At 40.4% G+C, this 23,304-nt stretch carries 25 protein-coding genes; 2 read left to right on the top strand and 23 right to left on the bottom strand.

The genetic code is table 11. The features are described 5' to 3' along the window. Positions 1-75: 75 nt before the first annotated feature. The 10 genes from A7967_RS02530 to ccmA are packed head-to-tail and all read right to left on the bottom strand — an operon-like array spanning position 76 to position 7,818. Entirely contained in the window at positions 76-807 is a 732-nt protein-coding gene (locus tag A7967_RS02530) for an MlaA family lipoprotein (protein WP_054203277.1), read from the bottom strand. Positions 808-816: 9 nt separating this feature from the next. Continuing rightward, positions 817-2,091, bottom strand: coding sequence for a c-type cytochrome biogenesis protein CcmI (gene ccmI, locus A7967_RS02525; protein ID WP_054203278.1), 1,275 nt, complete (start codon positions 2,089-2,091; stop codon positions 817-819). Continuing rightward, positions 2,092-2,553 (bottom strand): cytochrome c-type biogenesis protein, encoded by a 462-nt coding sequence (locus A7967_RS02520; protein WP_054203279.1) that lies wholly within the window; start codon positions 2,551-2,553, stop codon positions 2,092-2,094. Beyond that, positions 2,550-3,122, bottom strand: coding sequence for a redoxin family protein (locus tag A7967_RS02515; protein WP_054203280.1), 573 nt, complete (start codon positions 3,120-3,122; stop codon positions 2,550-2,552). The genes A7967_RS02520 and A7967_RS02515 overlap by 4 nt, the downstream gene beginning before the upstream one ends. Further along, complete coding sequence (locus tag A7967_RS02510) at positions 3,119-5,089, bottom strand: heme lyase CcmF/NrfE family subunit (RefSeq protein WP_054203281.1); 1,971 nt, start codon at positions 5,087-5,089, stop codon at positions 3,119-3,121. Before A7967_RS02510 ends, A7967_RS02515 begins: the two co-directional genes overlap by 4 nt. A gap of 1 nt (position 5,090) precedes the next feature. Continuing rightward, on the bottom strand, positions 5,091-5,570 hold the full coding sequence (gene ccmE / locus A7967_RS02505) for a cytochrome c maturation protein CcmE (RefSeq protein WP_054203282.1): 480 nt from the start codon (positions 5,568-5,570) through the stop codon (positions 5,091-5,093). Continuing rightward, on the bottom strand, positions 5,567-5,770 hold the full coding sequence (ccmD, locus tag A7967_RS02500; RefSeq protein WP_054203283.1) for a heme exporter protein CcmD: 204 nt from the start codon (positions 5,768-5,770) through the stop codon (positions 5,567-5,569). Before ccmD ends, ccmE begins: the two co-directional genes overlap by 4 nt. Before the next feature lie 2 nt (positions 5,771-5,772). Then, complete coding sequence (locus A7967_RS02495; protein WP_054203284.1) at positions 5,773-6,510, bottom strand: heme ABC transporter permease; 738 nt, start codon at positions 6,508-6,510, stop codon at positions 5,773-5,775. 1 nt (position 6,511) lies between these two features. Further along, positions 6,512-7,198, bottom strand: a complete 687-nt coding sequence (gene ccmB / locus A7967_RS02490) for a heme exporter protein CcmB (RefSeq protein ID WP_054203285.1) — start codon at positions 7,196-7,198, stop codon at positions 6,512-6,514. After that, on the bottom strand, positions 7,198-7,818 hold the full coding sequence (ccmA, locus tag A7967_RS02485; RefSeq protein ID WP_082355638.1) for a cytochrome c biogenesis heme-transporting ATPase CcmA: 621 nt from the start codon (positions 7,816-7,818) through the stop codon (positions 7,198-7,200). The genes ccmB and ccmA overlap by 1 nt, the downstream gene beginning before the upstream one ends. Before the next feature lie 103 nt (positions 7,819-7,921). Between ccmA and fliK the strand changes: the two genes are divergently transcribed. Then, positions 7,922-10,762, top strand: a complete 2,841-nt coding sequence (fliK, locus tag A7967_RS23260) for a flagellar hook-length control protein FliK (protein WP_054203287.1) — start codon at positions 7,922-7,924, stop codon at positions 10,760-10,762. Between the two features lie 15 nt (positions 10,763-10,777). After that, the gene (locus tag A7967_RS02475; RefSeq protein ID WP_054203288.1) at positions 10,778-11,086 is read left to right on the top strand and encodes an EscU/YscU/HrcU family type III secretion system export apparatus switch protein; all 309 of its coding nucleotides are present in this window, start codon (positions 10,778-10,780) and stop codon (positions 11,084-11,086) included. Positions 11,087-11,351: 265 nt separating this feature from the next. On the opposite strand, the gene A7967_RS02470 is transcribed toward A7967_RS02475, so the two are convergent. From A7967_RS02470 to flhF, 13 genes are all read right to left on the bottom strand, one after another. Further along, complete coding sequence (locus tag A7967_RS02470) at positions 11,352-11,756, bottom strand: DUF2802 domain-containing protein (RefSeq protein ID WP_054203289.1); 405 nt, start codon at positions 11,754-11,756, stop codon at positions 11,352-11,354. 16 nt (positions 11,757-11,772) lie between these two features. Beyond that, the gene (locus A7967_RS02465) at positions 11,773-12,270 is read right to left on the bottom strand and encodes a chemotaxis protein CheW (RefSeq protein ID WP_054203290.1); all 498 of its coding nucleotides are present in this window, start codon (positions 12,268-12,270) and stop codon (positions 11,773-11,775) included. A gap of 19 nt (positions 12,271-12,289) precedes the next feature. Further along, entirely contained in the window at positions 12,290-13,084 is a 795-nt protein-coding gene (locus A7967_RS02460; RefSeq protein WP_054203291.1) for a chemotaxis protein CheW, read from the bottom strand. 3 nt (positions 13,085-13,087) lie between these two features. Continuing rightward, positions 13,088-13,858 (bottom strand): ParA family protein, encoded by a 771-nt coding sequence (locus A7967_RS02455; RefSeq protein WP_054203292.1) that lies wholly within the window; start codon positions 13,856-13,858, stop codon positions 13,088-13,090. Between the two features lie 8 nt (positions 13,859-13,866). Continuing rightward, positions 13,867-14,826, bottom strand: coding sequence for a flagellar motor protein MotB (locus A7967_RS02450; protein WP_054203293.1), 960 nt, complete (start codon positions 14,824-14,826; stop codon positions 13,867-13,869). Positions 14,827-14,831: 5 nt separating this feature from the next. After that, the gene (locus A7967_RS02445; RefSeq protein WP_054203294.1) at positions 14,832-15,596 is read right to left on the bottom strand and encodes a flagellar motor protein; all 765 of its coding nucleotides are present in this window, start codon (positions 15,594-15,596) and stop codon (positions 14,832-14,834) included. Further along, positions 15,589-16,743, bottom strand: a complete 1,155-nt coding sequence (locus A7967_RS02440; RefSeq protein WP_054203295.1) for a protein-glutamate methylesterase/protein-glutamine glutaminase — start codon at positions 16,741-16,743, stop codon at positions 15,589-15,591. The genes A7967_RS02445 and A7967_RS02440 overlap by 8 nt, the downstream gene beginning before the upstream one ends. 66 nt (positions 16,744-16,809) lie before the next feature. Then, the gene (locus tag A7967_RS02435; protein ID WP_054203296.1) at positions 16,810-18,993 is read right to left on the bottom strand and encodes a chemotaxis protein CheA; all 2,184 of its coding nucleotides are present in this window, start codon (positions 18,991-18,993) and stop codon (positions 16,810-16,812) included. A 14-nt stretch (positions 18,994-19,007) separates the two neighbouring features. Continuing rightward, on the bottom strand, positions 19,008-19,772 hold the full coding sequence (locus tag A7967_RS02430) for a protein phosphatase CheZ (RefSeq protein ID WP_054203297.1): 765 nt from the start codon (positions 19,770-19,772) through the stop codon (positions 19,008-19,010). A gap of 17 nt (positions 19,773-19,789) precedes the next feature. Then, on the bottom strand, positions 19,790-20,173 hold the full coding sequence (cheY, locus tag A7967_RS02425) for a chemotaxis response regulator CheY (protein WP_054203298.1): 384 nt from the start codon (positions 20,171-20,173) through the stop codon (positions 19,790-19,792). A gap of 40 nt (positions 20,174-20,213) precedes the next feature. After that, positions 20,214-20,924: an RNA polymerase sigma factor FliA gene (locus A7967_RS02420; protein WP_054203478.1), complete on the bottom strand. Its 711-nt coding sequence runs from the start codon at positions 20,922-20,924 to the stop codon at positions 20,214-20,216. Positions 20,925-20,950: 26 nt separating this feature from the next. Then, entirely contained in the window at positions 20,951-21,811 is an 861-nt protein-coding gene (locus A7967_RS02415) for a MinD/ParA family ATP-binding protein (protein ID WP_054203299.1), read from the bottom strand. Continuing rightward, positions 21,804-23,282 carry a flagellar biosynthesis GTPase FlhF gene (gene flhF, locus A7967_RS02410; RefSeq protein ID WP_054203300.1) on the bottom strand — a complete coding sequence of 493 codons (1,479 nt, stop codon included), beginning with the start codon at positions 23,280-23,282 and terminating at the stop codon, positions 21,804-21,806. Before flhF ends, A7967_RS02415 begins: the two co-directional genes overlap by 8 nt. Positions 23,283-23,304 lie beyond the last annotated feature (22 nt).

Genomic DNA, 23,304 nt, shown 5'->3' with positions numbered 1-23,304 from the left:
AATTGTTCAAATGTTTATGCAGATTAGTATAAACATAAAAAATGCCAGCTTAGCTGGCATTTTTTATGTTTTCAATTACAAACTTTCTAAAAAGTCTTCATCAAAATCTTCAGGCTCTTTCTCAATTGGTGGATTACCATCATACAATTCATATAACTGACGTTGGAAATAGATATCCTTCATAAAAATATAAGGGTCTAAAGATTCATTCAGTAAGCTTTCTTGTGGAATTAATGACGCTCGCGCTTCAATTGCTTTAAAAGCAAATACTAGCACTGTTTGTGGTGTGGTTAAGGCTATCTCAGGTAATACAAAACCATCGACCACATCGCCAGCTAGATTACGCGCTGTTGATGGTCCCATACCTGGTAACATTAAATACGCACCATCGCCGACTCCCCACACACCTAGGGTTTGTCCGAAATCTTCATCTATAATATTTAGACCAAGAGAGCTGGCAACATCAAAAACACCAAAAATACCCACGGTTGAATTAACTAAAAAGCGAGCAATACTAATGCCCGCATTACCAGCTTTACCTTGTAATGTCGCATTAATAACATCCGTTGGGGCGCTGATGTTATCTGTAAAATTAACTAAGCTTCGTCTTACAGGTGTTGGTGTAACAGCAACATACCCAACTGCAACAGGGCGAAGAATGTAAGCATCCAACACATCCATATTAAAGTCATACATTGGACGATTAAATGATTGCAGCGGGTCACGCTCATCCGCTTTTTCTTCTGGTACTTGTGCGCATCCCGCGCTCACTAGTAACCCTAATATAATCAAACTCTGTCTTAACATCTTTTATCCTTAAGGTATTAGCTCATCTATTAATAGAGTGTATTCGCTCGTTTCACTGCGCTGTAAAATACCTGATTTTCCTTCAAGCTCACCACTTGATGGCATTACAGAAGCGTCTTTTGAAATACGTGCTGTTAATATTATTTGCTCGGTACTTGAAAGCGTTAAACCTTCAACCATTGAGTTGTTATCGCTTAATTGGACTTGAAGAGGAAAACTATATTGCGTTAACTTTACAACTGCAAGCGGCATTGCAGGGCCACTGGCTGCTTTTGCAAATACAAATAAAGTGCCTTTTTCAGGTAAGTTTGCTATCAGTTGAGGAGCAAGCTCAATCGTGACGGAAATATTACTTGTCTCTGTACCTGCAGCAAACGACTTCTCTACAGGGGTGATCTGCGTGTTCTTGGCTGCAATATTTTGATCAATCTCTGCGATTCTCTGTGCAATCATATTATAACGACTATCTTGTTCATCCATGCTGTTTAAAAGCATCTCAAATGCAGCTTTTGCTTCCAGCCAATCGTGGCGTTCATAAGCAATAAGCGCTAATAATGAAATAGCATCAAGATTTGCAGGTTCATCTTTTAATACACGTGATAGCATTTGCGCTGCTTTATTCATACTAGCATCATCGCCTTGGAGCAACATTAACTGACTATAACTGATCAATACAGCCAAGTTTTCAGGGTTTAAACGCAGTACTTTATCAAATGATTGCTGAGCCATGTCATATTCATTTAAAGACATCGCAACGCGACCTAGTAACATCCATGCAACTTCATCATCACCACTTTGCGCAAGCTTAGTGCGTAAACCCAACGCGAACGCTTGAAGCTCATTCTGCGTTAATGGTTCACCTTTTTGCATCACTGCACGCTCACCATATTCAGGTAAATTTTCCATCGCAGCCTTCCAGCTTTCTAATTGATGCTGCGAACCTGTTGCGGTATAAAATATTAAGGTTAAGACGACTAAAAATGCACTGCCCGTCAACGCAAAAATACGATTATTTCCACGACTGAAGAGTGACTTTTCTGGCGATAGCTCATTTAACAATCGACATTTCAATTCAATAATTGACTCATCGTAACTTTGTTGTTCTATGCGCTGCTCAGCCAGATCTAAACTAAGCTCACCAAGTCGTTGCTCATAAATAGCAATTAATTCAGAGTTAGCATTATAGGTTAGATTCTGTATTCGCTCTTTGGTTAAAAAAGGCAAAGCCACAAACGCGATAGCCAAAAGCGTCAGTAGCACAAACGATGCCCACATTAAAATCATTTAGTTTTGCTCCTGACGCTGGTTTTTTGCAATTAACTTAGTTAATAACACTTCATCTTGATCATTCCATGTTTGTTTGACAGCCGCTTTACGTTGGCGAAATACAATGAAACCAAAACCAAAAATAACGATTAATACTGGTAATACCCACAATACTAACGTGGCCGGCGTAACGGGTGGTTCGTAATGAACAAAGTAACCATACCGATCTATCATATAGTCAATTACTTCATCTTTTGTTTTGCCATCTTTAACGAGCAACAGTACTTTATCACGCAAATCTTTTGCAACTACAGCATCAGAGTCTGCAATGTTTTGATTTTGACATTTTGGACAACGCAGTTCTTTTGTTAACTCACCAAAGCGCTGAGCTTGCTCATCATTGGCAAAAACGTAGCGGTTTTGTTCAGCGAGAATTCCTGTGCTGAATAATAAGAAAAAACTAATTAATACATACTTCATGGCTTTAACTCCTGCATTAACGGTGCAAATTTAGCACGCCACACGCGTGGATTAATATCCCCCGTGTGATGAAGCAAAATAGTGCCTTTGCTATCCACTAAAAACGTTTCTGGTGCACCCGATACACCTAAATCCAATGCCAGTGTGCGGTTTAAGTCTAAGATATTAAATTGGTATGGGTCACCTGCACGACCTAACATCGTGCTGACTTCATCACGCAGTGCGACAATATCAAACTCACCATCAAAGTCACTGTCATAACTTTGTACGTAATAGAGCCCTATAATTCTGACGCCTTGTTCTCGTAACTGGGTAAGATAATCAAGTTCTGCTAAACACGTTGGGCACCATGTGCCCCACACATTTAATAAATAGACATCGCCTTTTAAATCACTTTCTTGCCAACGCTTTGAGTCTTGCATTAAATCTGGCAAATTAAATGCTGGCATTTGTTGACCTAAGCGACCCGTTTGAATCTCACGGGGATTAGCAAATAATCCCTGAAATAAAAACACGCATACCAGTGCGAATGCTAATAAAGGCAATAGCGCTAAAAATTTACGGTTCATACAACACCCTTCGGCTGTAATTGCTCGTCACTTTTTCTGCTTGTCCTGTAGCGTTTATCACCTAAAATCATAAACCCAGCCAACGAAATTAAAATACCACCTAACCACATCCATCTCACGTATGGTTTGTGATAAATGCGTAACGACCAGCCCCCATTACTGAGTTGCTCACCTAGCGCTAAATAAAGATCTCGAGTAAACCCTGCATCAATCGCCGCTTCAGTCATAAATTGCATGCCAATATCATACTGACGTTTCTCTGCGTATAATTTCGTTACGAGTGAGCCATTTTTCAATACGCTTACTACACCAGCATGACCACTGTAATTTGGCCCGCGAATGCTTTTTACACCCTCAAAGCGGTAGTCATACTCATTAAGCTGAACAACGTCCAATGGCTGCATTGAAACATCTCGTTCAACTGAATAAGCTGATGTTAAAGTTACTCCAGCAATAACAAAGGCAATACCAACATGCCCCAACACCATTGCCCAGTAGCTTAAAGTCAAACGTTTTAACCCTTTAATAAAGCTGCCATGAACAAGGGTTTTATCATATAAATCTGATGCTGTTGTGAACATAATCCACATGGCTAATGTTGTTGCTAATAATGTAAGGGGTGCAACATCCTCATAACTTAAAAATAGCCAGCCTGCGGTGACCACTATGCTTGCAACTGCTGCTATGAGTAATTTATTTTGTAAAAATGCCCATTTATTTTGCTTCCAACGTAATAGCGGCCCAATTCCCATTAGTATTGCAAATGGTACCAATAAAATTGCAAACATCTTATTAAAGAATGGTTCGCCAATTGAAATGCTGCCTAAGCCCATTTCTTTGTGGATCATAGGTAACAAAGTGCCTAATAAAACAATGAATGTCGCAACCACTAAAAAGATATTATTCAGCCATAATGCAACTTCTCGAGAGACTAACTTATAGCGCCCTTCACTTTTTACTTGCGATACTCTAAAGGCATAGAGCGTTAAACCACCGCCTACAACAATCGCTAAAAATGCAAGAATAAATAAACCACGATCAGGGTCTGTCGCAAATGCATGGACCGAAACAATAATACCTGAACGAACAATAAACGTGCCTAATAAGCTCAAAGAGAAAGCTGAGATAGCAAGTAAAACTGTCCATGATTTGAATACGCCACGTTTTTCAGTCACTGACAGTGAGTGTAATAACGCTGTGGCAACAAGCCATGGCATTAGAGATGCATTTTCAACAGGATCCCAGAACCACCAACCGCCCCAACCTAACTCCGCGTATGCCCACCAGCTACCGACTGTTATACCCAAAGTTAAGAAGCCCCAGGCTGTCATAGTCCAAGGACGTGACCATTTTGCCCATGTATTATCGAGTTTGCCGGTCAATAACGCAGCAATAGCAAATGAGAATGAAACAGATAAGCCAACATAACCCATATATAATAATGGGGGATGGATAATCATACCGGGATCTTGTAATAACGGATTTAAATCACGGCCTTCAACTGGATAGTAAGGTAAGAGTAGCTCAAATGGACTAGACATTAAGAGCGTATAAAGCATAAAACCTACCCCTAAAAAGCCTAGCACGCCAAGCACGCGAGCCCTGAGTATCCAAGGTAAAGAACCTGAACGCATCGCCACGACAGCAGTCCAACCAGCTTGCATGACTAACCACAATAAAATTGCGCCTTCATGTCCGCCCCATGTAGAGGTGATTTTATAATACCAAGGTAATGAACTACTTGAATGGTATGCGACATACGCCACAGTAAAATCATCGGTTAAACTTGCATAAATTAATGCTGCAAATGAGATTAAAACAAAAACGAATTGACCAATAGCCAATGAAGGCGCTGCACGCATTAGGCGTAAATTGCCTGTATGCGCACCCCACAATGGAAAAATACACAGTAAAACACTCAGCACCATAGCGAGTGTTAAAGAAAAATAACCGATTTCAGGGATCATATTAATAGTCACTTCCTAAGTTGTACTTCGGTTTCTCGTGTTTAATTCCTTTTACTGCCTCAGCAACTTCAGCTGGCATATACTCTTCGTCATGCTTGGCAAGTACTTCAAAGGCTTCTATCACATTAGGTTCAACTAATAACCCTTGCGCCACAATCCCTTGTCCCTCGCGAAATAAATCCGGCAAAATACCTTGATAACGTATAGTCACTAAAGGCCCAGTATCAATTAGCTTAAAGCTCACTTCTAAGCTCGTTTCATCACGGACCACTGAACCTGGCACTACCATGCCACCGATACGTAATTTTTGGCCTATATACGGCAACTCTTTATTCGGTCCTTTACCTTCTATTAGTTCACTAGGGGTGTAAAATAAATTAATATTCTCTTGCAGTGCATAAAGCACTAATCCAATAACCGCACCTACACCAAATACAATTGCAGTGACTGCTAATAAACGTTTTTTACGTCTTGGGTTCATACTTGCTGCTCCAGTTTAGCCTGTTTTATACGTGCTTCACGGTCAACCTGTTGCTGAACAGACGATAAAATGCGTTTAGTGTCGTTTAACGAGCTGAGTAAAATACCTATTAAAATCAGCGCGCAGGAACCAAAAGATAACCAAACATAAAAGCCATAACCACCCATGGCTATAAAATCAGAAAAAGAATCAAACTGCATAACTAGCCCCTATTTAACAACTGACGAACCCAAGGACGGTGTTTTTCACGTTGTAAAATTTCATTTTTAAGACGCATTAAAGTCACAGTGCCGACGAATGCAGCAAACGCAACAATATTTAACATTAGTGGCCAAAACATACTTGGATCAATGGCATTAGTATTGAATTTAGTAATACTTGCTCCTTGATGTAGTGTGTTCCACCATTCAACTGAGAAATGAATGATCGGTAAATTTATAACTCCTACAATGGCAAGAATAGACGCAGCTCGACCCGCTGCTTTCTTGTCTTCAAAAGCGTGGTACAACGACAACACGCCTAGGTATAAGAATAATAAAATTAACTCTGAGGTTAAACGCGCATCCCACACCCACCAAGCACCCCACATAGGTTTACCCCATGCAGCACCAGTAATAAGTGCGATAGCTGTAACACATGCGCCCACAGGTGCAATTGCAATAACGGCAAGCTCTGCATTACGAAGTTGCCATACAAGTGCCACGATAGCGGCTATGGCCATAGAAGAATATGCTCCCATTGATAAAATTGCTGAAGGAACATGAATAAAAATAATACGATAGCTGTCTTTTTGTTGGTAATCAGCCGGCGCGTACGCCAAACCCCAAACCCAACCAACAATCATACACACAACCGTTATTACGGCAAAATAGGGCAGTAACGTATTACATAATTGATATGCACGATCTGCTTTAGCGTAGGGATGTAACCACTTCCACATATTAACTTACACTCACTTTTAATGCTGACGATATGGCAATTGGTGCGCTTAATATAGCAACGACTAACATCGCACCAAGGATGGCAAGCTGCCCACTATAATCCAGTGACATTGTACTGGTCTCAATAGCAGACGTTGCAAAAATCAAAACCGGAATATACAAAGGCAGTACGAGCAAACTCATTAAAATCCCTCCCTTTTGTAATCCGACAGTTAAACCCGCGCCAATAGCGCCAATAAAACTTAATAATGGTGTGCCCAACAATAAAGTGAGCACTGTTGCGATTAACGCATTCGTGTCTAAATTCAGTAATAGCGCAAATAAAGGCGTCATTAGTACCAACGGCAGTCCTGTAATAATCCAATGAGCAACCACTTTTGCTAACACCGTAAGCGGTAGCGGGTAAGATGATGCTATTAACTGCTCAAGACTGCCATCGTGATAATCATCACGAAATAATTTATCCAACCCCAACATAGTAGATAACAGCGCAGCAACCCAAATAATACCAGGAGCTATACGTGCTAGAAGTCCTGGCTCAGGACCAATTGCTAACGGAAATAACGTAATAACTATTAAAAAGAATAATAATGGATTAACAATTTCTGCGCGTTGGCGAAAGGCTAACTGTAAATCTTTTTTACAAACAGCACTAAATAGCTGCCAATAAGAATGCTGGCGTATCATCAGTGTCTGTACTCCAACGTGACAGTTTGTAAATCATTAAAGTGGGTTGTTAAATCTTGGTGGGTAGTTAGTAAAATAGCCCCCCCCTGCTCTAGGTGGGTTATAAAGCGTTGCTGTAAAAAGGCAACACCCGCTTTATCTAGCGCAGTAAATGGTTCATCTAAAACCCATAACTTTGCGCTATTTAACCATAATCTAAGTAAGGCAACACGTCGCTGTTGTCCTGCAGACAACATTCGAACGGGGACATCTTCAAGGCCAACTAAGCCAATTTTGGCAAGTAACGCATAAAGGTCTTGGGTATCGTTATAGCCTTGTATCTGTAACCAAAACTGTACATTTTCCAATGCGGTCAACTGACTATTAACACCCGTTTTATGGCCAATAAATAAAAGCTCACGCGCAAATTCGTCATAGTTCTTAATTATCGACTTACCTTGCCATAAAACATCCCCTTCATCGGGGACTGAAAAACCCGCGATAATTCGCAATAATGATGTTTTACCTGCCCCGTTAGGGCCAGCTAACTGCATAATTTGTCCCGATTTCAAACTGAAATTAAGATCCTCAAACAAACAGCGCTCTTGCTTGATGCAGGTGACGGACTTAATGTGTAACAAGATGACGATTCTCTATCCCCAAAATTAGGTGTTAGTCTACCATAATGATAGGGTAATACGAATAATCCGATGAAACCGATTAATGATAATTTGATTTAAAATAATGAATAAACCTACACAGATATCTTTAGCTAACTCACTGACTGTTAACCAGCCTGCAGTCGGTGCTACGCAGCAAACAATCATCTCAGGTGAACAAACACTCAGCGCGAAAAATATCGTGTTTGCTAAAGGCTCTGTACAGATAGATATACTTGTTGATAAACACTGGCAAACGTTACGCTTAGCAACCACTCAATCTCCTGAGCAGGCGCAAAAGATTTCCAGTGCGCAAGTACAATTAAGTGCTGATGGTAAACAACTCACCATTTTACCAACGCAACTAAATATCCCTTTAACACAACATAAGCAGCTACAAAGTTTATTAAATTTCATAAACACTGGCAGTCAGTTAGACAATAAACCTTTCCCGGTTAATGTGATTACTGCGCCAATTGCAAAATTACTTATTAGCCAATTGCACGCCAGCTTACCGCTTAATAAAGAAGTCGCTCAGTTATTACAGGCAGAGCAACCTTTACAAGCGCTTATTAATGTCCAAGATAAAAACTTTAGGTTAACCGTAATTAATCGCTTTGCCGACAACCTCCATCAGCAACCTATTAGCCAAGGAAAACTAGCAACATGGCTTGCGAGTCTTGTTCCTCTAGCACAATTAAAAACGGTAAATAAAAGCGTACAATTAACTATTCCACAACAAAAAAATGCATTTAACATTCCAGTAAAAACTGAGCATGTACATCAACTCAGCAATACGATGCAAAAAGTCACTCTTGCAGCAGTGAATGAACAACTACAGATTAAAACGCATGTACCCAGTGTTGATCTTGTTTTAAAAAATTCTCTTACTCATACATTTAATTCATTACTCAGTGCTCAGCATTTAGCAAAGACAACTGCACTTTCGCAAGCAAATACGGTTACCTCAAGCCCTTCACTTTCCAGCAATAGCCCTATTAGCTCATGGTTGCAACATAGTTTCGCTGATTTAAAAACACGTATTAAAGATGCTGTGCAATACTTTGAAAATAAGCCGTTTACTAAGCCAAGCCCCTCTTTTAACAAAGACGAAATGAGTCAACCTCCATCACCGCGTACAATCAAAAAAATAGAAGTGGCAACCCTATTACCTGAGTCATTGCGCAGAATTAACTTAACAGCCCTTGCTAATAATAATCTAGACCCACTACAAGCTGATATCAGTAAAGGGTCTTCGCTACCTAAACATTTTCATTCATCGCCTCCCTTAGTGCAATTTTTCCAACAAGTTAAAGCTGCGCTGAATACGTTAACAACACCAATACAGCCAGCGGTAGCAAACACTCAACATGCTGCCACTGAATTACCACTAAATAAATTAGACTCATTAAAGACTGTAAATACCCAGATGCCAACCTCTTCAACCAGTAACCGGCAAACAGCTGAGACGGGGCTATTTTTAACGCAAACAACCTCTAACTCACAAACAAAAATGGGGCAAGCTAATACGGACAAGGGATCGCAGATTACACCGACCGAAAAAATTCAGACTCCTGTGCTTAAGGAGCCTTCCATACCGTCTTCTATAAAGGATGACGCGACTGTTCGAATACCGAAAATTGTGCCTATGAATGAACCTCTGATAACTAATTCAGCACAATCTCGAGATAAGAGTAAAATAAAAACACCTATTAATGAACTCGTTCAGAAACCCCTCCCCATCGACGAGAATAAAAATAAATCGACACAAACGAGTTCGCATTACGGCACAGTCAAAAACGTTGAAGTAGTAGAATCAAATAAAGTAACGCTTAAACCTGCTCATGCTCCTATACACAGCTCAATAGACTCAATGAAGCAAAGTCTTACTGCTAACATCAAAACAACACCACAAATGCATAACCCCTCAATACCGACGCTAAAAGCACCACTAGCAGTATCGCCAATAGCAAGTCAATTAAGCCTACCCATTGAGGCAAAACTACTAGCCCCTTTATTAAATATACCGATAGAAAAAACACCTCCTTATACACTATCGCATATATCACACAGTGAAAAAAATTTACTGTCTCGTCAAATACTCTCAGCAAAAATAGAGCAGTTAGCACAACCGAAATTTAGTGATAATGTTGATCTTAACCGCCTTGTTAATCAGGCCTTTAGCCGTATGATTGATAGCCAATCACATCAACCCTTGACCATTCAACGGGAAATCCTAAGTATAATTCAACCGCAAAGCCTCCCCGCAAGTGCACTACACACGAGTTTTAGCCAAGCCATTGAGCACTTAACTGTTAGTATTTTAGCCGCACCGGCTTTAAATACGATCAGCGCATTGACGTTTAACGGCCAAAACTCTGTTGATGCATTATTGCAGGTGCTTGTACCAAACTTCAAAGCGGTTAATAGCCAAAAATTACAAGAGCAGCTGCTGCAAGCAAATAGCCAAGTTTTAGCGGCCGACTTGAGTCAAATAAAAACAGCACTAAACCAAGTAACGACAACTCCAATAAACCAACAGCCAGACACCAACCCACTGGTGCAATTTTTACTGCCTATGCGGCTGCCACCAGAAGCAGCACAAACAGAAATATCACTTGGCCAATATAAAAAACCCAGTAAAGATAAGTTAGAGGCCAAGAATGTCTGGTTTGTACGTTTAAATTTTGACTATGCCACATTAGGTCAATTACAAATTACTGCGGAGTTAATGGATAAAGCATTAGACTGTAAGTTACTCGCATCTAGCCAAGAAATAACGGCTATGGCGCATCCGCATATAGAGAGTCTTCGGCACAAGCTCACAGCGCATGGTTTACAAGTGGGAGAGCTTAATCTTAGCCAAGGTGCGCCACAGCATCAGGCATTTTACCAATCCCACGCCATTATTAATATTAAAGTGTAGTTATGAGGTGTAGTTATGAATGAAGAGCCAAAACAAAAGTCGGCAATAGGCTTACTCTATGAAGCAGGCCGAGCACCTACCGTTAGCAGTAAAGGTTTTGGGGAGCTTGCAGATGAAATAATCAAAGCAGCCCAAGAAAAAGGGATTTTAATACATAAAGACGAAGCGCTGGCAAAAACACTGTCTCATTTAGAGCTTGGTGAAGAAATTCCAAAAGAGCTTTATTACGTTATTGCAGAGCTTATCGCATTTTCATATGTTTTAAGAGGTAAGTTTCCGCCAGGCTGGCAAGACTTCCACGGCAAATTAAATATAAAAGCTTAAAACCCTTTATTCATTGCTGATTGAATTTTCTGTCGCATGCTTGCTATTTAAATATAGCAAAATCTATGTAGTGTGATTACTTCATATAAAAAGGTGATAACACGGTATAACTACCAAACACGCACTGCTTGAACATTTTACTTAAGAGATATTGGCTTCTTGTAGCTCAATTCTTACTTAGCCCACAAGCCTCATGCCGTGATTAAGATTGAAAGTTCACTCATTAAAGTATCTGCGGTCCTTAAACTTATATAAATAAAAGGCGCTAACTAGCGCCCTTCTGTTGATGTAACGACATGAGTAACTCAGCTTCAGCACGCGGCAATTCGCATTCTCGAATGATCTCTTCTATATCTGCACCAAGTTCAACCATTTTCACTGCGCGTGAATAAATTTTCGCATCAGGGTCATCGTATTTTTGCGCATCTTGTTGCTGTGCAAGCTCTTGATTACGCAGCTCTACAGTCACCAAGCGCTTACCGATACTAAGCATACCAGTTCGCATTTCTGCAACTTCACTTCGCAAAATATTGGTTTGCTGTAGTACATCGCTCAATTTTTTTTGATGTAGAAATTCAATCTGAGATATTTTTCTATTCATGACATATAAAACAATAAAGCACACTAATATCAAAATTAGTGCGCCACAAACTAAAGAGAGTAACAACATAGTTTATCTGTAAGCGTTAAATATCGCTTAACTCATCCCACTCTTCATCATTTAGTAATTTATTTAAATCAACTAGAATGAGTAACTCACCATCACGGTTGCTTACACCTTGAATAAATTTAGCACTTTCTTCAGTGCCTATATTTGGTGCGCTGTCTATTTCTGAACTTCGAAGGTAAACAACTTCTGCAACGCTATCAGCAAGAATACCAATAACCTGCTCTTCAGCTTCAATAATCAAAACACGTGAGTTATCAGTAGTTTCCGCTGACATCAAACCAAAGCGTGAGCGAGTATCAATAACTGTCACTACGTTACCGCGTAAGTTAATGATCCCCAGCACATAACTTGGCGCACCAGGGACTGGGGCTATTTCAGTGTAACGCAAAATTTCTTGCACCTGCATTACATTGACACCGTAGGTCTCTGACTCAAGTTTGAATGTTACCCACTGCAATACTTCATCATTGCTATCGGCATTTTTACTGCTTGATAATACTCTTTTTTCGCTCATGCTATTACTCCGAATATCGTTACTGCTCACGGCTATCTAAGCCTTGCTCCAGTAATTGATTTAAATTTTCAACATCAATTAAGGCACACATTTTTTCTTTAATAACACCGGCAAGCCAAGGGCGCTTGCCATTTTTTGTCCGCCACTTAACATCTTCACTACGCAGTGTAATATTATTAACTAACTTTTCAGCTAACAACCCCCACTGGCTATCACCTAACGTGATCAGGTATTGGTAATTTAGCTTATCTTCTAATTCTTGTGTATACTTTTCAGGCATTACCCATCGAGCAGTATCCACAACATTTAGGTTTTCCTCACGGTTTAACATGACTCCTTTAAACCATTTTGGTTTCCCAAACAATTGATTCACTTCGCTTAACTGATGTATACCACCTAGCGCTTTTAACGGTACGGCAAGCGTTAAACCCGCCACTTCAAAGAACAACGCTTGAAATTCACCATCAAAATAATCCTCTTGACGTTGAATAGGGGTTTTCGGCTGCGTTGTACTAAGTTTCGGCTCAGTATTTGCTATACCTTTGATCTTAGCTTGGATCTGTGGTTTCTCAAGGACGGGGTTTAATTGTTCAGTAATTTCTTCTTCATGAGGCTTCACATCTTCAAGCGCATCCAACATTATAATTGGTTGTTGCGATGCCTTTGCTGGTAAATCTGTATTTTTTTGAGTTGAAGTAACTTGCTCAAGCAATTTAGCTACAGGCTGTAAATCAGTTGAATCTTCGTCCTCGCACAGTAAAGCCCCCAAATATTGGGTCATAACTTTTTCATTAGCAAATAACTGCTTGCTCATTAATTAACCTTGTTCAATCAAATAATCGAGTAATGCACGATAGGCGTATACACCACGAGATCGTGGACAATACTGAATGGGCACCTGTTGAGCAAGACTCGCATCACGAAATTTAGTATCTACTGGTATTACTCCAGGCCACACTTTTTCTTGATATGTTTGTTGCAGTGTTTTGTATGCTTCAAGAGAAGCATTAGTTCTCTTATCATACATTGTAGGGATAATGGTATATTGATACTGCTTTGATTGCGAGCTTTGCATTAACTCCATAGTTCGCATCATTCTATCCAGCCCTTTTAATGCTAAAAACTCCGTTTGTACCGGAACTAAAATACGCTCACTTGCAGCCAAAGCATTCACCATAAGAACACCAAGTACTGGTGGACAATCTAAAATAGCGTAATCATAATGATCACTAATTTTTGCTAAGGCTTTTTTTAATATCAACCCCATACCTGTTCTATTACCCATACTGCGATCGAGCGTCGCAATTGCCATGGTGGCCGGCAGGATATCTAAATTATCTATATTAGACGGACATAAAGCCTGTAAAATTTCTTCACTTTGCATCGAGTTACCCCGTGCAAAAATATCGTAAACACTGACTTCTAAATCTTCAGAGTCAATTCCAAAATAATAAGTTAATGATGCATGAGGATCAGTATCAATCAATAATACTCGCTTTCCCTGCAGCGCTAAAATACCAGCAAGACTGACAGCAGTGGTTGTTTTACCCACTCCGCCTTTTTGATTTGCCACCGTCCAAATTTTCACATCACACCTTATTTTTTTTCGTTGCGCGTTGTAATTCGTATTCCACCATGTGGTAATTGGATCACTTTAATAGTGTTATCGTCCGATGGCAACTCAATTGATTCAAGTTCGGGCTCTTCGATTGCTGGGCCACCTTCTACTTTCAGTATTTTTGGCGGTAATCCATATTTAGATAAGGCAACAACCACTTTACGATTTTCAGCGCGGCCTTGTTCTGTATCATTATCAGCAAATGGCGAATATTGACCGTAACCCTCAATTGCCATTCTGGCAGGGTTTATACCTAGGGCTTCTAACTCGACTAAAATAGAAGTTGCACGAGATACTGATAGCTCCCAATTAGAACGGTAAATTTCGTTCTGTATAGTCTCATTATCCGTATAGCCGCGCACTCTTATATAATTATCAACGGGCGCTATTATATCTTTAACGACACCGATCACCGTTTTCGCACGACTATGTGCGACAGCACTCCCGCTAGAAAATAGCATGCCTGAACTTAACTCAATAATTAACCAATCTTGATGTAATTCTAAACTTGCTTCACCATCACGAATTTCATCAATCAGTGCTGATTGCAATTTAGTTAACAAACTATCTAAGGGTTTGCCTAAATGTTTTTGTTTAATGTTACTAGTCTCACTTTGCCCATCGAGTAATTCGGGCCCAGCTTCTTGTTTTTGTATGCTTTCACCAAACAACAAGTCATTTTCTGGCGTAACGCGGTCAGTCAATAATCCTGTGCCTGTAACACCTTTACCTTCTTGACTATGTTGGCGAGCTGATTGATCAAACACCTGCTCCAATGAATCTGATAGTATTTGAAAGCTTTCATCTTTATTGATTGCTATTGCATACATAACAACAAAAAACGCAAACATAATTGTCATGTAGTCAGCATAAGATACAAGCCAACGCTCAGTGTGCTGATTGCTTGCTGCTGAAGAACGAAGACGACGGCGGATCATAAATATTACTCTTGCATCAAGTTAGGGCGCTCAACGCGATATGCTTCTAGCTTTAATTCAATATTTGCTGGGCTGTCACCTTGGCTCATTGCAATGATGCCTTCAGCTAATAGTTCATGTAAAAGCATTTTTTGTTCAACTTGATATTTTAGCTTATTCGCCATAGGTAAAAATAAAAGATTTGCCAAACCGACACCGTAAATAGTTGCAATAAATGCCGTAGCGACACCTGCGCCAAGTTTTTCCGGTTCGGTAATAAATGACATTGCCTGAATCAGGCCAAGCACTGCCCCCAGAATACCTATTGTGGGACTGTAGCCCCCTAAAGCCTCATAAACTCGACTTGATTCAAGTAGACGATCTCGCTCTAGTAATAAATCGATTTCAAGTGCATCACGAAGCTTATTCTCGCTTGCACCATCAATGAGCAAACTGAGGCCTTTCGCCGCATAGGGGTCCGGGTGGGTAAGAGCTGCATCCTCAAGAGCTAAATACCCCTCCTGACGAGCTTTATGAGACCATGCTTTTACTTGCTCAATCGCACTATCTATATCGCGTTTTGGCGGGAAAAAAACCCAATGGCTAATTTTTAAGGCTTTAATGAAAGTACTTGCTGGAGATTGCAACATCACAGCACCTAATGTACCACCGAGCACTATAACTAAAGCAGGACCATTGAACAAGGCACTAACAACGCCTCCCTCTAGTACATAACCAAAAGCAATCGCGCCTAACGCGATTGCTAAACCAAAAAAAGATAACTTATCCACAACCTATCTCTCGAACGATTCGCCCTGCTACTTCATCGAGCGCAAGACTTGCAGATGATAGACCTGCATTCGCAACGGCTTGTGGCATACCATAAACAACACTTGTTTTTTCGTCTTGTGCCCAAATAGTTGCCCCTGCTTGTTTAAGCATTCTAGCACCGTCGCGGCCATCAGCTCCCATACCAGTCAACACAACTGCTAATACATCACCTTGGTAAGCTTTTGCAGTACTTGCAAAGGTTACATCTACGCTTGGCTTATAAGTGATCCTAGCACTATCGTCTTCAAATACCTTTAATGTTCGACTGCCACCACGCCCCTCAATCAGCATTTGCTGGCCTCCTGGCGCGAGGTAGGCGACACCAGGTAACAGTCTGTCACCTTGTTGTGCTTCTTTTACTTTAATTTGACACAATCCATTTAAACGAGCCGCAAAAGCAGGTGTAAACGCTGCAGGCATATGCTGTATCAGTAAAATAGGATGAGGGAAATTGGCTGGTAACTTTGTTAAAATTGCTTGCAATGCAACGGGTCCACCCGTTGATGTTCCTATCGCGACAATTTGGTATTTTTTTCCTGATGCACGTAAACTATTAGATGACGCTACAGAAGGACTGGCAGGTCTACTGCTAAAAGTACGATCAGGCTGAGGAGTTGTTAACGATCGCGCTGAAACTCCACCGACCCTTGTTGGTGTTGTAGGTGCTGTTGGTCGTGTTTGAGCTGTTGGCCTACTAATACGTGATAGGCGCCTGCGGCTAATTTCTTTTACTTTATTTTGTAATAACTTAACTGCGTCTTCATTATTACGAGCGATGTCTTCAAATTTTTTCGGTAAAAAATCCAAAGCTCCAGCATCAAGCGCATCTAATGTTGCTGTTGCACCATCACGGGTTAATGAAGAAAACATTAAAATAGGTGTAGGGTTTGCAGCCATGATTTCTTTCACAGCACTAATACCATCAAGCACAGGCATTTCGATATCCATGGTGATTACATCTGGACGTAACTGACTGGTCTTTTCTACTGCTTCACGGCCATTAACCGCAAAACCAATAACTTCAATATCCTTATCTTGCTCTAGTATTTCACTCACACGGCGACGAAAAAAACTAGAATCATCAACAACTAATACTTTAACTGCCATTGGTATTCTCTTGTTAAGTTTATCAACGGGAGTAATTTAGACTCCCGTATTAAGATAAATATATGGTTATCCTGCGTAATGCTTCAATAGATTAGGAACATCTAAAATCAAGGCGATACCACCGTCTGAGGTAATTGTTGCCCCAGCCATACCAGGTGTCCCTTGCAATAAAGCATCCAATGGCTTGATTACTACTTCTTCTTGGCCTATTAAAGAATCCACCACAAAACCAACTTGCTGAGTTCCGATTTGCACAATAACCACATGGCCTTGTGCTTTTCGTAATGATCTATCAGCCCCTTTGACCAACCAATGCTCTAAATAAAACAGCGGTATCGCTTTCTTACGAACGATAATAGTCAACTGACCATCAACCACATTCGTTTTAGTTAAATCCAAATGAAATATTTCATTTACACCGGCCAAAGGTAAAGCAAATGTTTGCTCACCAACTACCACCATTAATGTGGGTAGAATCGCTAAAGTTAACGGCACTTTGATTTCAAGTATAGTGCCAACACCTAATTCCGATTGGATATTAACGGAGCCATTAAGCTGCGTGATTTTGGTTTTCACCACATCCATTCCAACACCACGCCCTGATATATCTGAAATCTCTTCTTTGGTAGAAAAGCCTGGTGCAAAAATTAAGTTATAGGCTTCAGTATCAGATAATCGACTCGCTTGATCATGATCTAACACGCCTTTATTAATCGCGATCTTTTTAAGTTTCTCTGCATCCATTCCTGCGCCATCATCTTTGATGGTCAGTAAAATATGATCGCCTTCTTGAGAAGCTGAAAGTGTGACTGTACCTGTTCGAGATTTACCACTTGCTTCACGCACGTCTGGCATTTCAATCCCGTGGTCAACAGAGTTACGTACTAAATGCACTAATGGGTCAGCTAAAGCTTCAACTAGATTTTTATCTAGGTCAGTTTCTTCACCAACAAGTAATAAGTTTATATCTTTTTTCAAACTACGCGCTAAATCTCTTACAACTCGTGGGAAACGACCAAACACTTTCTTAATCGGCTGCATTCGGGTTTTCATTACGGCACCTTGTAAATCAGCCGTAACGACATCGAGATTAGAGATAGCTTTACCCATAGTTTCGCTATCAGTATTTGTTGCTAAGCTTACTAAACGATTACGAACCAATACTAATTCACCGACCATATTCATTATTTGGTCAAGGCGCTTAGTATCAACACGAACTGTTGTTTCTGCTTGCGTTGGTGCTGGTTTTTTAGCTACCGCAGCTGGTTTATCAGCAACTTTTGCAGGCTGACTCACTGGTGCTGGCTTAGAAACTGGTGCAGGAGCAGCAGCTTTAGGTGCTGCGGGTGCTACTTTTGGAGTAGCCGCTGCAATAGGTGCTTCTTCTGTCGCTTTTGGAGCACTGCCTTTACCATGTAATTCATCAAGTAATGCTTCAAATTCATCATCACTGATTTCATCATCGGTTTGACTTACCACGGGTTTATTTACCGGTGCTATTGGGTCTTTTGGTGCTTCAGGTTTGCTGACCGGAATATCATTACTAACAGCACCAAAACTACCTACACCATGTAATTCATCCAATAAATTATCAAACTCGTCATCGGTTATATCACTACTATTAGCACTACTTGCCGTCGTACTTGATATTATCGGACTTTGTCCTTTGCCATGAAGTTCATCAAGCAAATTTTCAAATTCATCTTCCGATATATCATCAATTTGTGTATCGGCTTGCGGGCTATCTACTTGTCCATCAAATAACAAATCAAATGCAAATGGATCGTCACCTGAAGCTGACTCATCATTTACTTCAGCTGGTGCTTCTGTAACTTCGATGGCGCTTTCTTCATCAGCTGTGGGCGGTTGCCCCAATCTATGCATTATCGCTAATAATTCAGGATCAGCAGGGGTCGGCTTTTCTCTACTTTGAATTGTAGCGAACATCTCATTTATAGTATCTAATGCTTGTAGGATAACATCCATCAGCTCAGAATTTACTTTTCGAACACCCTGGCGTAACAAATCAAAAACATTCTCTGCACCATGACAAGCATCAACTAACTCGGTCATGCTTAAAAAACCGGCGCCGCCTTTAACCGTATGAAATCCACGGAAAATTGCATTGAGCAACTCGGTATCATCAGGGTTATTTTCAAGTTCTACTAGCTGTTCTGATAAAAGCTCAAGAATTTCTCCAGCTTCAACTAGAAAATCTTGTAAAATATCTTCATCGACTTCAAAGCTCATGCAGTCTTCTCCTCTTAGAAACCCAAGCTTGATAACAAATCATCAACTTCATCTTGTCCTGAGACAACATCATCACGTGATTCTTTATCAATTATTGGCCCTTCAGGACCTGCAAGTGTATCTTCAGCAGGCGGTGTTTCAATGGCTTGTTGTTGTACTTTAGTGTCGCCATCATCATGGGTACCAAATGCAGTAAGCAAATGGATTAAGCTATCTTCAACTTCTCTTACAAGTTCAATAACACGGCGAATTACTTGCCCAGTTAAATCTTGATAATCTTGTGCCATCAATACATTGGTCATTAGACCTTGTAATTCATCAGTCTTAGAATGCGAGTTATTCATAAACTTATCTAAGCTATGACAGAGCGTTTTAAACTCGCCCAATTCAATTTCACGGTTCATCAAACGATCCCATGTGGGTTTGATATGTGAAATTTCATCTGCTAGTTGCTGAGCTATAGGTAAACTAGCCTCTACCGCATCCATCGTTTTATTAGCAGCACTTTCTGTCATTTCCATAACATAATTGAGCCGCTGTTTAGCATCCGGTAAGGCTTCGGTGGTTAAATCAGCTAGACGTGTATCGAGTTCAAAATTTTTCAGCGCATCATGAAGTTGGCGAGTTAACTTACCAACCTCTGCAAAAAGTTCTGACTGCTCTTTTGACGCCGCATCTAGAATTAGTTGATCAGCTTTGTCTTGTTCACCGTTTTCTAAGTAAACCACAAGCTGACGGGCTTGCTCTAAACTGATCTGAGGCGCAGCAGGTGCTGACATAAGCCTCTCCTCTTTATTTAACCTAAACGCTCAAACACTTTTTCCAATTTGGTTTTTAGTGTTGCTGCAGTAAATGGTTTAACGATGTAGCCGTTAACGCCGGCTTGTGCAGCAGCTACAATTTGTTCTTTTTTAGCTTCTGCGGTTACCATTAACACTGGAATATGCTTAAGCGTATCATCCGCTCTGATTGCTCTTAGCAAATCAATACCTTGCATTCCAGGCATATTCCAGTCTGTCACAACAAAATCAAACTCTTGATTTTGCAGCATCGGCAAAGCTGTTGAGCCATCATCAGCTTCTTGCACATTAGTAAAACCTAAATCCCTTAACAGATTTTTGATAATACGTCTCATCGTCGAAAAGTCATCAACAACAAGAATTTTCATGTTTTTATCCAAAACATCCTCCGGTGAGGTCTGAACCTATATTTACTTACTACTAGTTTATCCAGTCATTGATTTTTGCTTTAAGCTTAATCATCGCCTGACCATGTATCTGACTCACACGCGATTCACTTACATCGAGTATGTGCCCAATTTCTTTTAAATTCATTTCATCATTGTAGTAAAGCGATAGCACTAAACCATCTCGTTCTGGTAAAGACTTTATTGCCTCTAGCAATGATTGATTAAACTTATCATTTTTAACATTATTAAAAGGCTTATCTAGTGCTAAATCATGTCCAACTGGTGTAATTACATCTTCATCAACACCAAGGTCTTCAATGCCTAGTATTTTACTAGAATTCACATCATTAAGAATATGATGGTACTCATCTAGCGTAATATCAAGTTTTTCAGCAACTTCAATATCTTTTGGTTCACGATTAAGTCCACTTTCTAACTCTGATATCGCTTCTGCAACCATACGACTATTGCGATGCACCGATCTTGGAGCCCAATCACCACGCCTCATTTCATCAAGCATAGCACCACGAATACGAATACCTGCAAATGTTTCAAAACTGGCGCCTTTAGTGGCGTCAAAGTTTTTCGAGGCTTCAATTAAACCAATCATTCCTGATTGAATTAAATCATCCAACTGTACACTTGGTGGTAAACGAGCAATTAAATGGCACGCCACTTTTTTGACTAATGAAGCATGGCGCTCAACAATCACATTTAAGTTCTGTGTAGATTGATATCCCATCGCTTTATTCACCGATGCCGTCATAATTAGCCGTTTACTAATTTTTCTATGAAAAATTCTAAATGGCCAGATGGTTGATTAGGTATAGGCCATTTTACTGCTTTTGTCGCGAGTGTTTTAAATGCAATTGCAGCTGGTGAGCTAGGAAACAGTTCTACGATTACTTTTTGACGGCGCGTAGACTTTCGCATATTTTCATCATAAGGCACCGTTGCAACTAGTTCCATCGACACATCTAAAAAACGATCTGTGACTTTAGATAACTTTGCAAATAACTCATGACCTTCACGTATACTGCGTACCATATTAGCGACTATTTTGAACTTGTATACGCCGTGTTCACGACTTAATATTTTAATAAGCGCATAGGCATCAGTAATTGAAGTGGGCTCGTCACATACAACAACCATCACATCTTGTGCGGCGCGCGAAAAACTGAGCACCATATCTGAAATACCGGCTGCAGTATCAACAATTAATATATCAAATTCGGTATTTAGCTCACTAAAGGCACGAATAAGACCGGCATGCTCTGATGGCGATAATTCAACCATACTCTGCGAGCCGGAGGTAGCGGGGACTATTTTTATCCCTGCGGGGCCTTCAACTAAAATTTCATCGAGCTCACATTCACCCGACAATACGTGAGACAAGTTACGCTCAACACGTAATCCTAACATCACATCACAGTTTGCTAGGCCTAAATCGGCATCCAATACTAATACTCTGTTTCCGAGTTGACCCAAAGCAATCGCAGTATTAAGTGAAACGTTTGTTTTACCAACGCCTCCCTTACCACCAGTGACAGCGATAACCTTAACGCCGTTATTATTGTTTTGACTCATTTTACGCAGGCCACTTGCTTGATCTAATACTGTGTTAATCATACATCCCTACTGTGCTTGACGCTACTGCTTGACGTCGCGAATGTTGTGCTTTTGTTCTTTTTAAATACAATTGTTCAGCTTTTTTTACTAATTTCTCTGCATTAGCCACCCGGATGTCCTCAGGGACTCGCTGACCATTAGTAAGATACCCTATTGGGAGGCGATTTTGAATCGCTATACTAATTATCTCACCTAAACTTAGTGATTCATCTAATTTGGTGAAAATACAGCCACTTAATTGTACTTTTTTAAAGTGTCTTACGGTTTCTTGTAAAACGTTAATTTGCGCTGTTGCACTAAGCACCAAGTAATTGCGAATATCAACTCTTTGATTGCGCATTAAGGTGTTTAATTGCTCTGTTAAACGTAAATCACGCTGACTCATTCCCGCCGTATCTATTAATACTAGACGCTTATTTCGTAAATGGTATAAAACTTCAGCTAATTCATTAGCATCTTTAACTTGCTTAACACCACAGCCGATAATACGTCCGTATGTAGCTAGTTGCTCATATGCACCAATACGGTATGTATCAGTTGTGATCAGTGCCACTTTATCAGCGCCATACTTTTGTGCACCCAACGCAGCAAGTTTTGCAACTGTCGTCGTCTTACCAACCCCTGTTGGACCTACTAATGCAAATACACCACCTTGACGTAATATTTCATTATTAGTTGTATGCATCTGATTTTCAATCATTTGCAATAAGGCTTGCCATGCTTGTTGACGTGACACATCGTCAGGAATAAAGCATGCCATTTGGTCTGCAACTTCACTATCAATCCCCATACCTATCAAGCGATCTATCATGCATGCTCTTGTTGGGTCACGACGAGCCATATCCTGCTGCATTAAACCTGATACTTGATGCTCTAACAACTGACGCATTGCGGCCATTTCATCACGCATTGCTGTTATCTCATCTGTTTTTGCAACCTCTTTAGTAGGCATTGAGGTATCTAGATCATCAAAATCACGGTCTAAGTCGTCATCAAAACCTAAGCTATGAGCTTGAGTTTGTGGGCGTGACACTGGCGCAGTATCTCGATGATAAAAATCTTGTTTAGGCTTTACTTCACTGTGTTGACGAGCACTGTGTTTTTGTTCTTGGTATTGGCTGCCTGTATCAAATCCAGATTGACTAAACATTGATGCAAGTTCAGGTGAGCGTGGACGTGGTGTTTGACGCTCTAACAATGCTTGCAAGCTATCTGCAACTTTTGCTTGTGGTTCAGGCTGAGAGCGCTGTGGTGCTGGCTTTACAAAGTTTGAATTTGTTTGTGCCTGCGCAATAGCTGGTTTTGCTTCAGGCGCTTTTGGGGCTGCTTTGTCATAATCAACAGCGGCAACGATTTCAACACCGTTCGCAAGTTTTTTATTTGACATAATAACCGCATCAACACCTAGTTCATCTTTTACTTCTTTAAGTGCCGTGCGCATATCTTTAGCAAAAAAACGTTTAATTTTCATAATTCAACCCCTTTAAAATCCG

Origin of the sequence: Pseudoalteromonas neustonica, assembly GCF_001653135.1 — a bacterium.
Lineage (GTDB): Bacteria > Pseudomonadota > Gammaproteobacteria > Enterobacterales > Alteromonadaceae > Pseudoalteromonas > Pseudoalteromonas neustonica.
Note: the sequence above shows the minus strand (reverse complement) of the source record. Positions and strands in the feature narration are given on the sequence as shown.

Coding starts and splice junctions, on each gene's coding strand:
- A7967_RS02530 (WP_054203277.1), bottom strand. CDS start 807: ATGTTAAGACAGAGTTTGATTATATTAGGGTTACTAGTGAGCGCGGGA.
- ccmI (WP_054203278.1), bottom strand. CDS start 2,091: ATGATTTTAATGTGGGCATCGTTTGTGCTACTGACGCTTTTGGCTATC.
- A7967_RS02520 (WP_054203279.1), bottom strand. CDS start 2,553: ATGAAGTATGTATTAATTAGTTTTTTCTTATTATTCAGCACAGGAATT.
- A7967_RS02515 (WP_054203280.1), bottom strand. CDS start 3,122: ATGAACCGTAAATTTTTAGCGCTATTGCCTTTATTAGCATTCGCACTG.
- A7967_RS02510 (WP_054203281.1), bottom strand. CDS start 5,089: ATGATCCCTGAAATCGGTTATTTTTCTTTAACACTCGCTATGGTGCTG.
- ccmE (WP_054203282.1), bottom strand. CDS start 5,570: ATGAACCCAAGACGTAAAAAACGTTTATTAGCAGTCACTGCAATTGTA.
- ccmD (WP_054203283.1), bottom strand. CDS start 5,770: ATGCAGTTTGATTCTTTTTCTGATTTTATAGCCATGGGTGGTTATGGC.
- A7967_RS02495 (WP_054203284.1), bottom strand. CDS start 6,510: ATGTGGAAGTGGTTACATCCCTACGCTAAAGCAGATCGTGCATATCAA.
- ccmB (WP_054203285.1), bottom strand. CDS start 7,198: ATGATACGCCAGCATTCTTATTGGCAGCTATTTAGTGCTGTTTGTAAA.
- fliK (WP_054203287.1), top strand. CDS start 7,922: ATGAATAAACCTACACAGATATCTTTAGCTAACTCACTGACTGTTAAC.
- A7967_RS02475 (WP_054203288.1), top strand. CDS start 10,778: ATGAATGAAGAGCCAAAACAAAAGTCGGCAATAGGCTTACTCTATGAA.
- A7967_RS02470 (WP_054203289.1), bottom strand. CDS start 11,756: ATGTTGTTACTCTCTTTAGTTTGTGGCGCACTAATTTTGATATTAGTG.
- A7967_RS02465 (WP_054203290.1), bottom strand. CDS start 12,270: ATGAGCGAAAAAAGAGTATTATCAAGCAGTAAAAATGCCGATAGCAAT.
- A7967_RS02460 (WP_054203291.1), bottom strand. CDS start 13,084: ATGAGCAAGCAGTTATTTGCTAATGAAAAAGTTATGACCCAATATTTG.
- A7967_RS02450 (WP_054203293.1), bottom strand. CDS start 14,826: ATGATCCGCCGTCGTCTTCGTTCTTCAGCAGCAAGCAATCAGCACACT.
- A7967_RS02440 (WP_054203295.1), bottom strand. CDS start 16,743: ATGGCAGTTAAAGTATTAGTTGTTGATGATTCTAGTTTTTTTCGTCGC.
- A7967_RS02435 (WP_054203296.1), bottom strand. CDS start 18,993: ATGAGCTTTGAAGTCGATGAAGATATTTTACAAGATTTTCTAGTTGAA.
- A7967_RS02430 (WP_054203297.1), bottom strand. CDS start 19,772: ATGTCAGCACCTGCTGCGCCTCAGATCAGTTTAGAGCAAGCCCGTCAG.
- A7967_RS02420 (WP_054203478.1), bottom strand. CDS start 20,924: ATGGGATATCAATCTACACAGAACTTAAATGTGATTGTTGAGCGCCAT.
- A7967_RS02415 (WP_054203299.1), bottom strand. CDS start 21,811: ATGATTAACACAGTATTAGATCAAGCAAGTGGCCTGCGTAAAATGAGT.
- flhF (WP_054203300.1), bottom strand. CDS start 23,282: ATGAAAATTAAACGTTTTTTTGCTAAAGATATGCGCACGGCACTTAAA.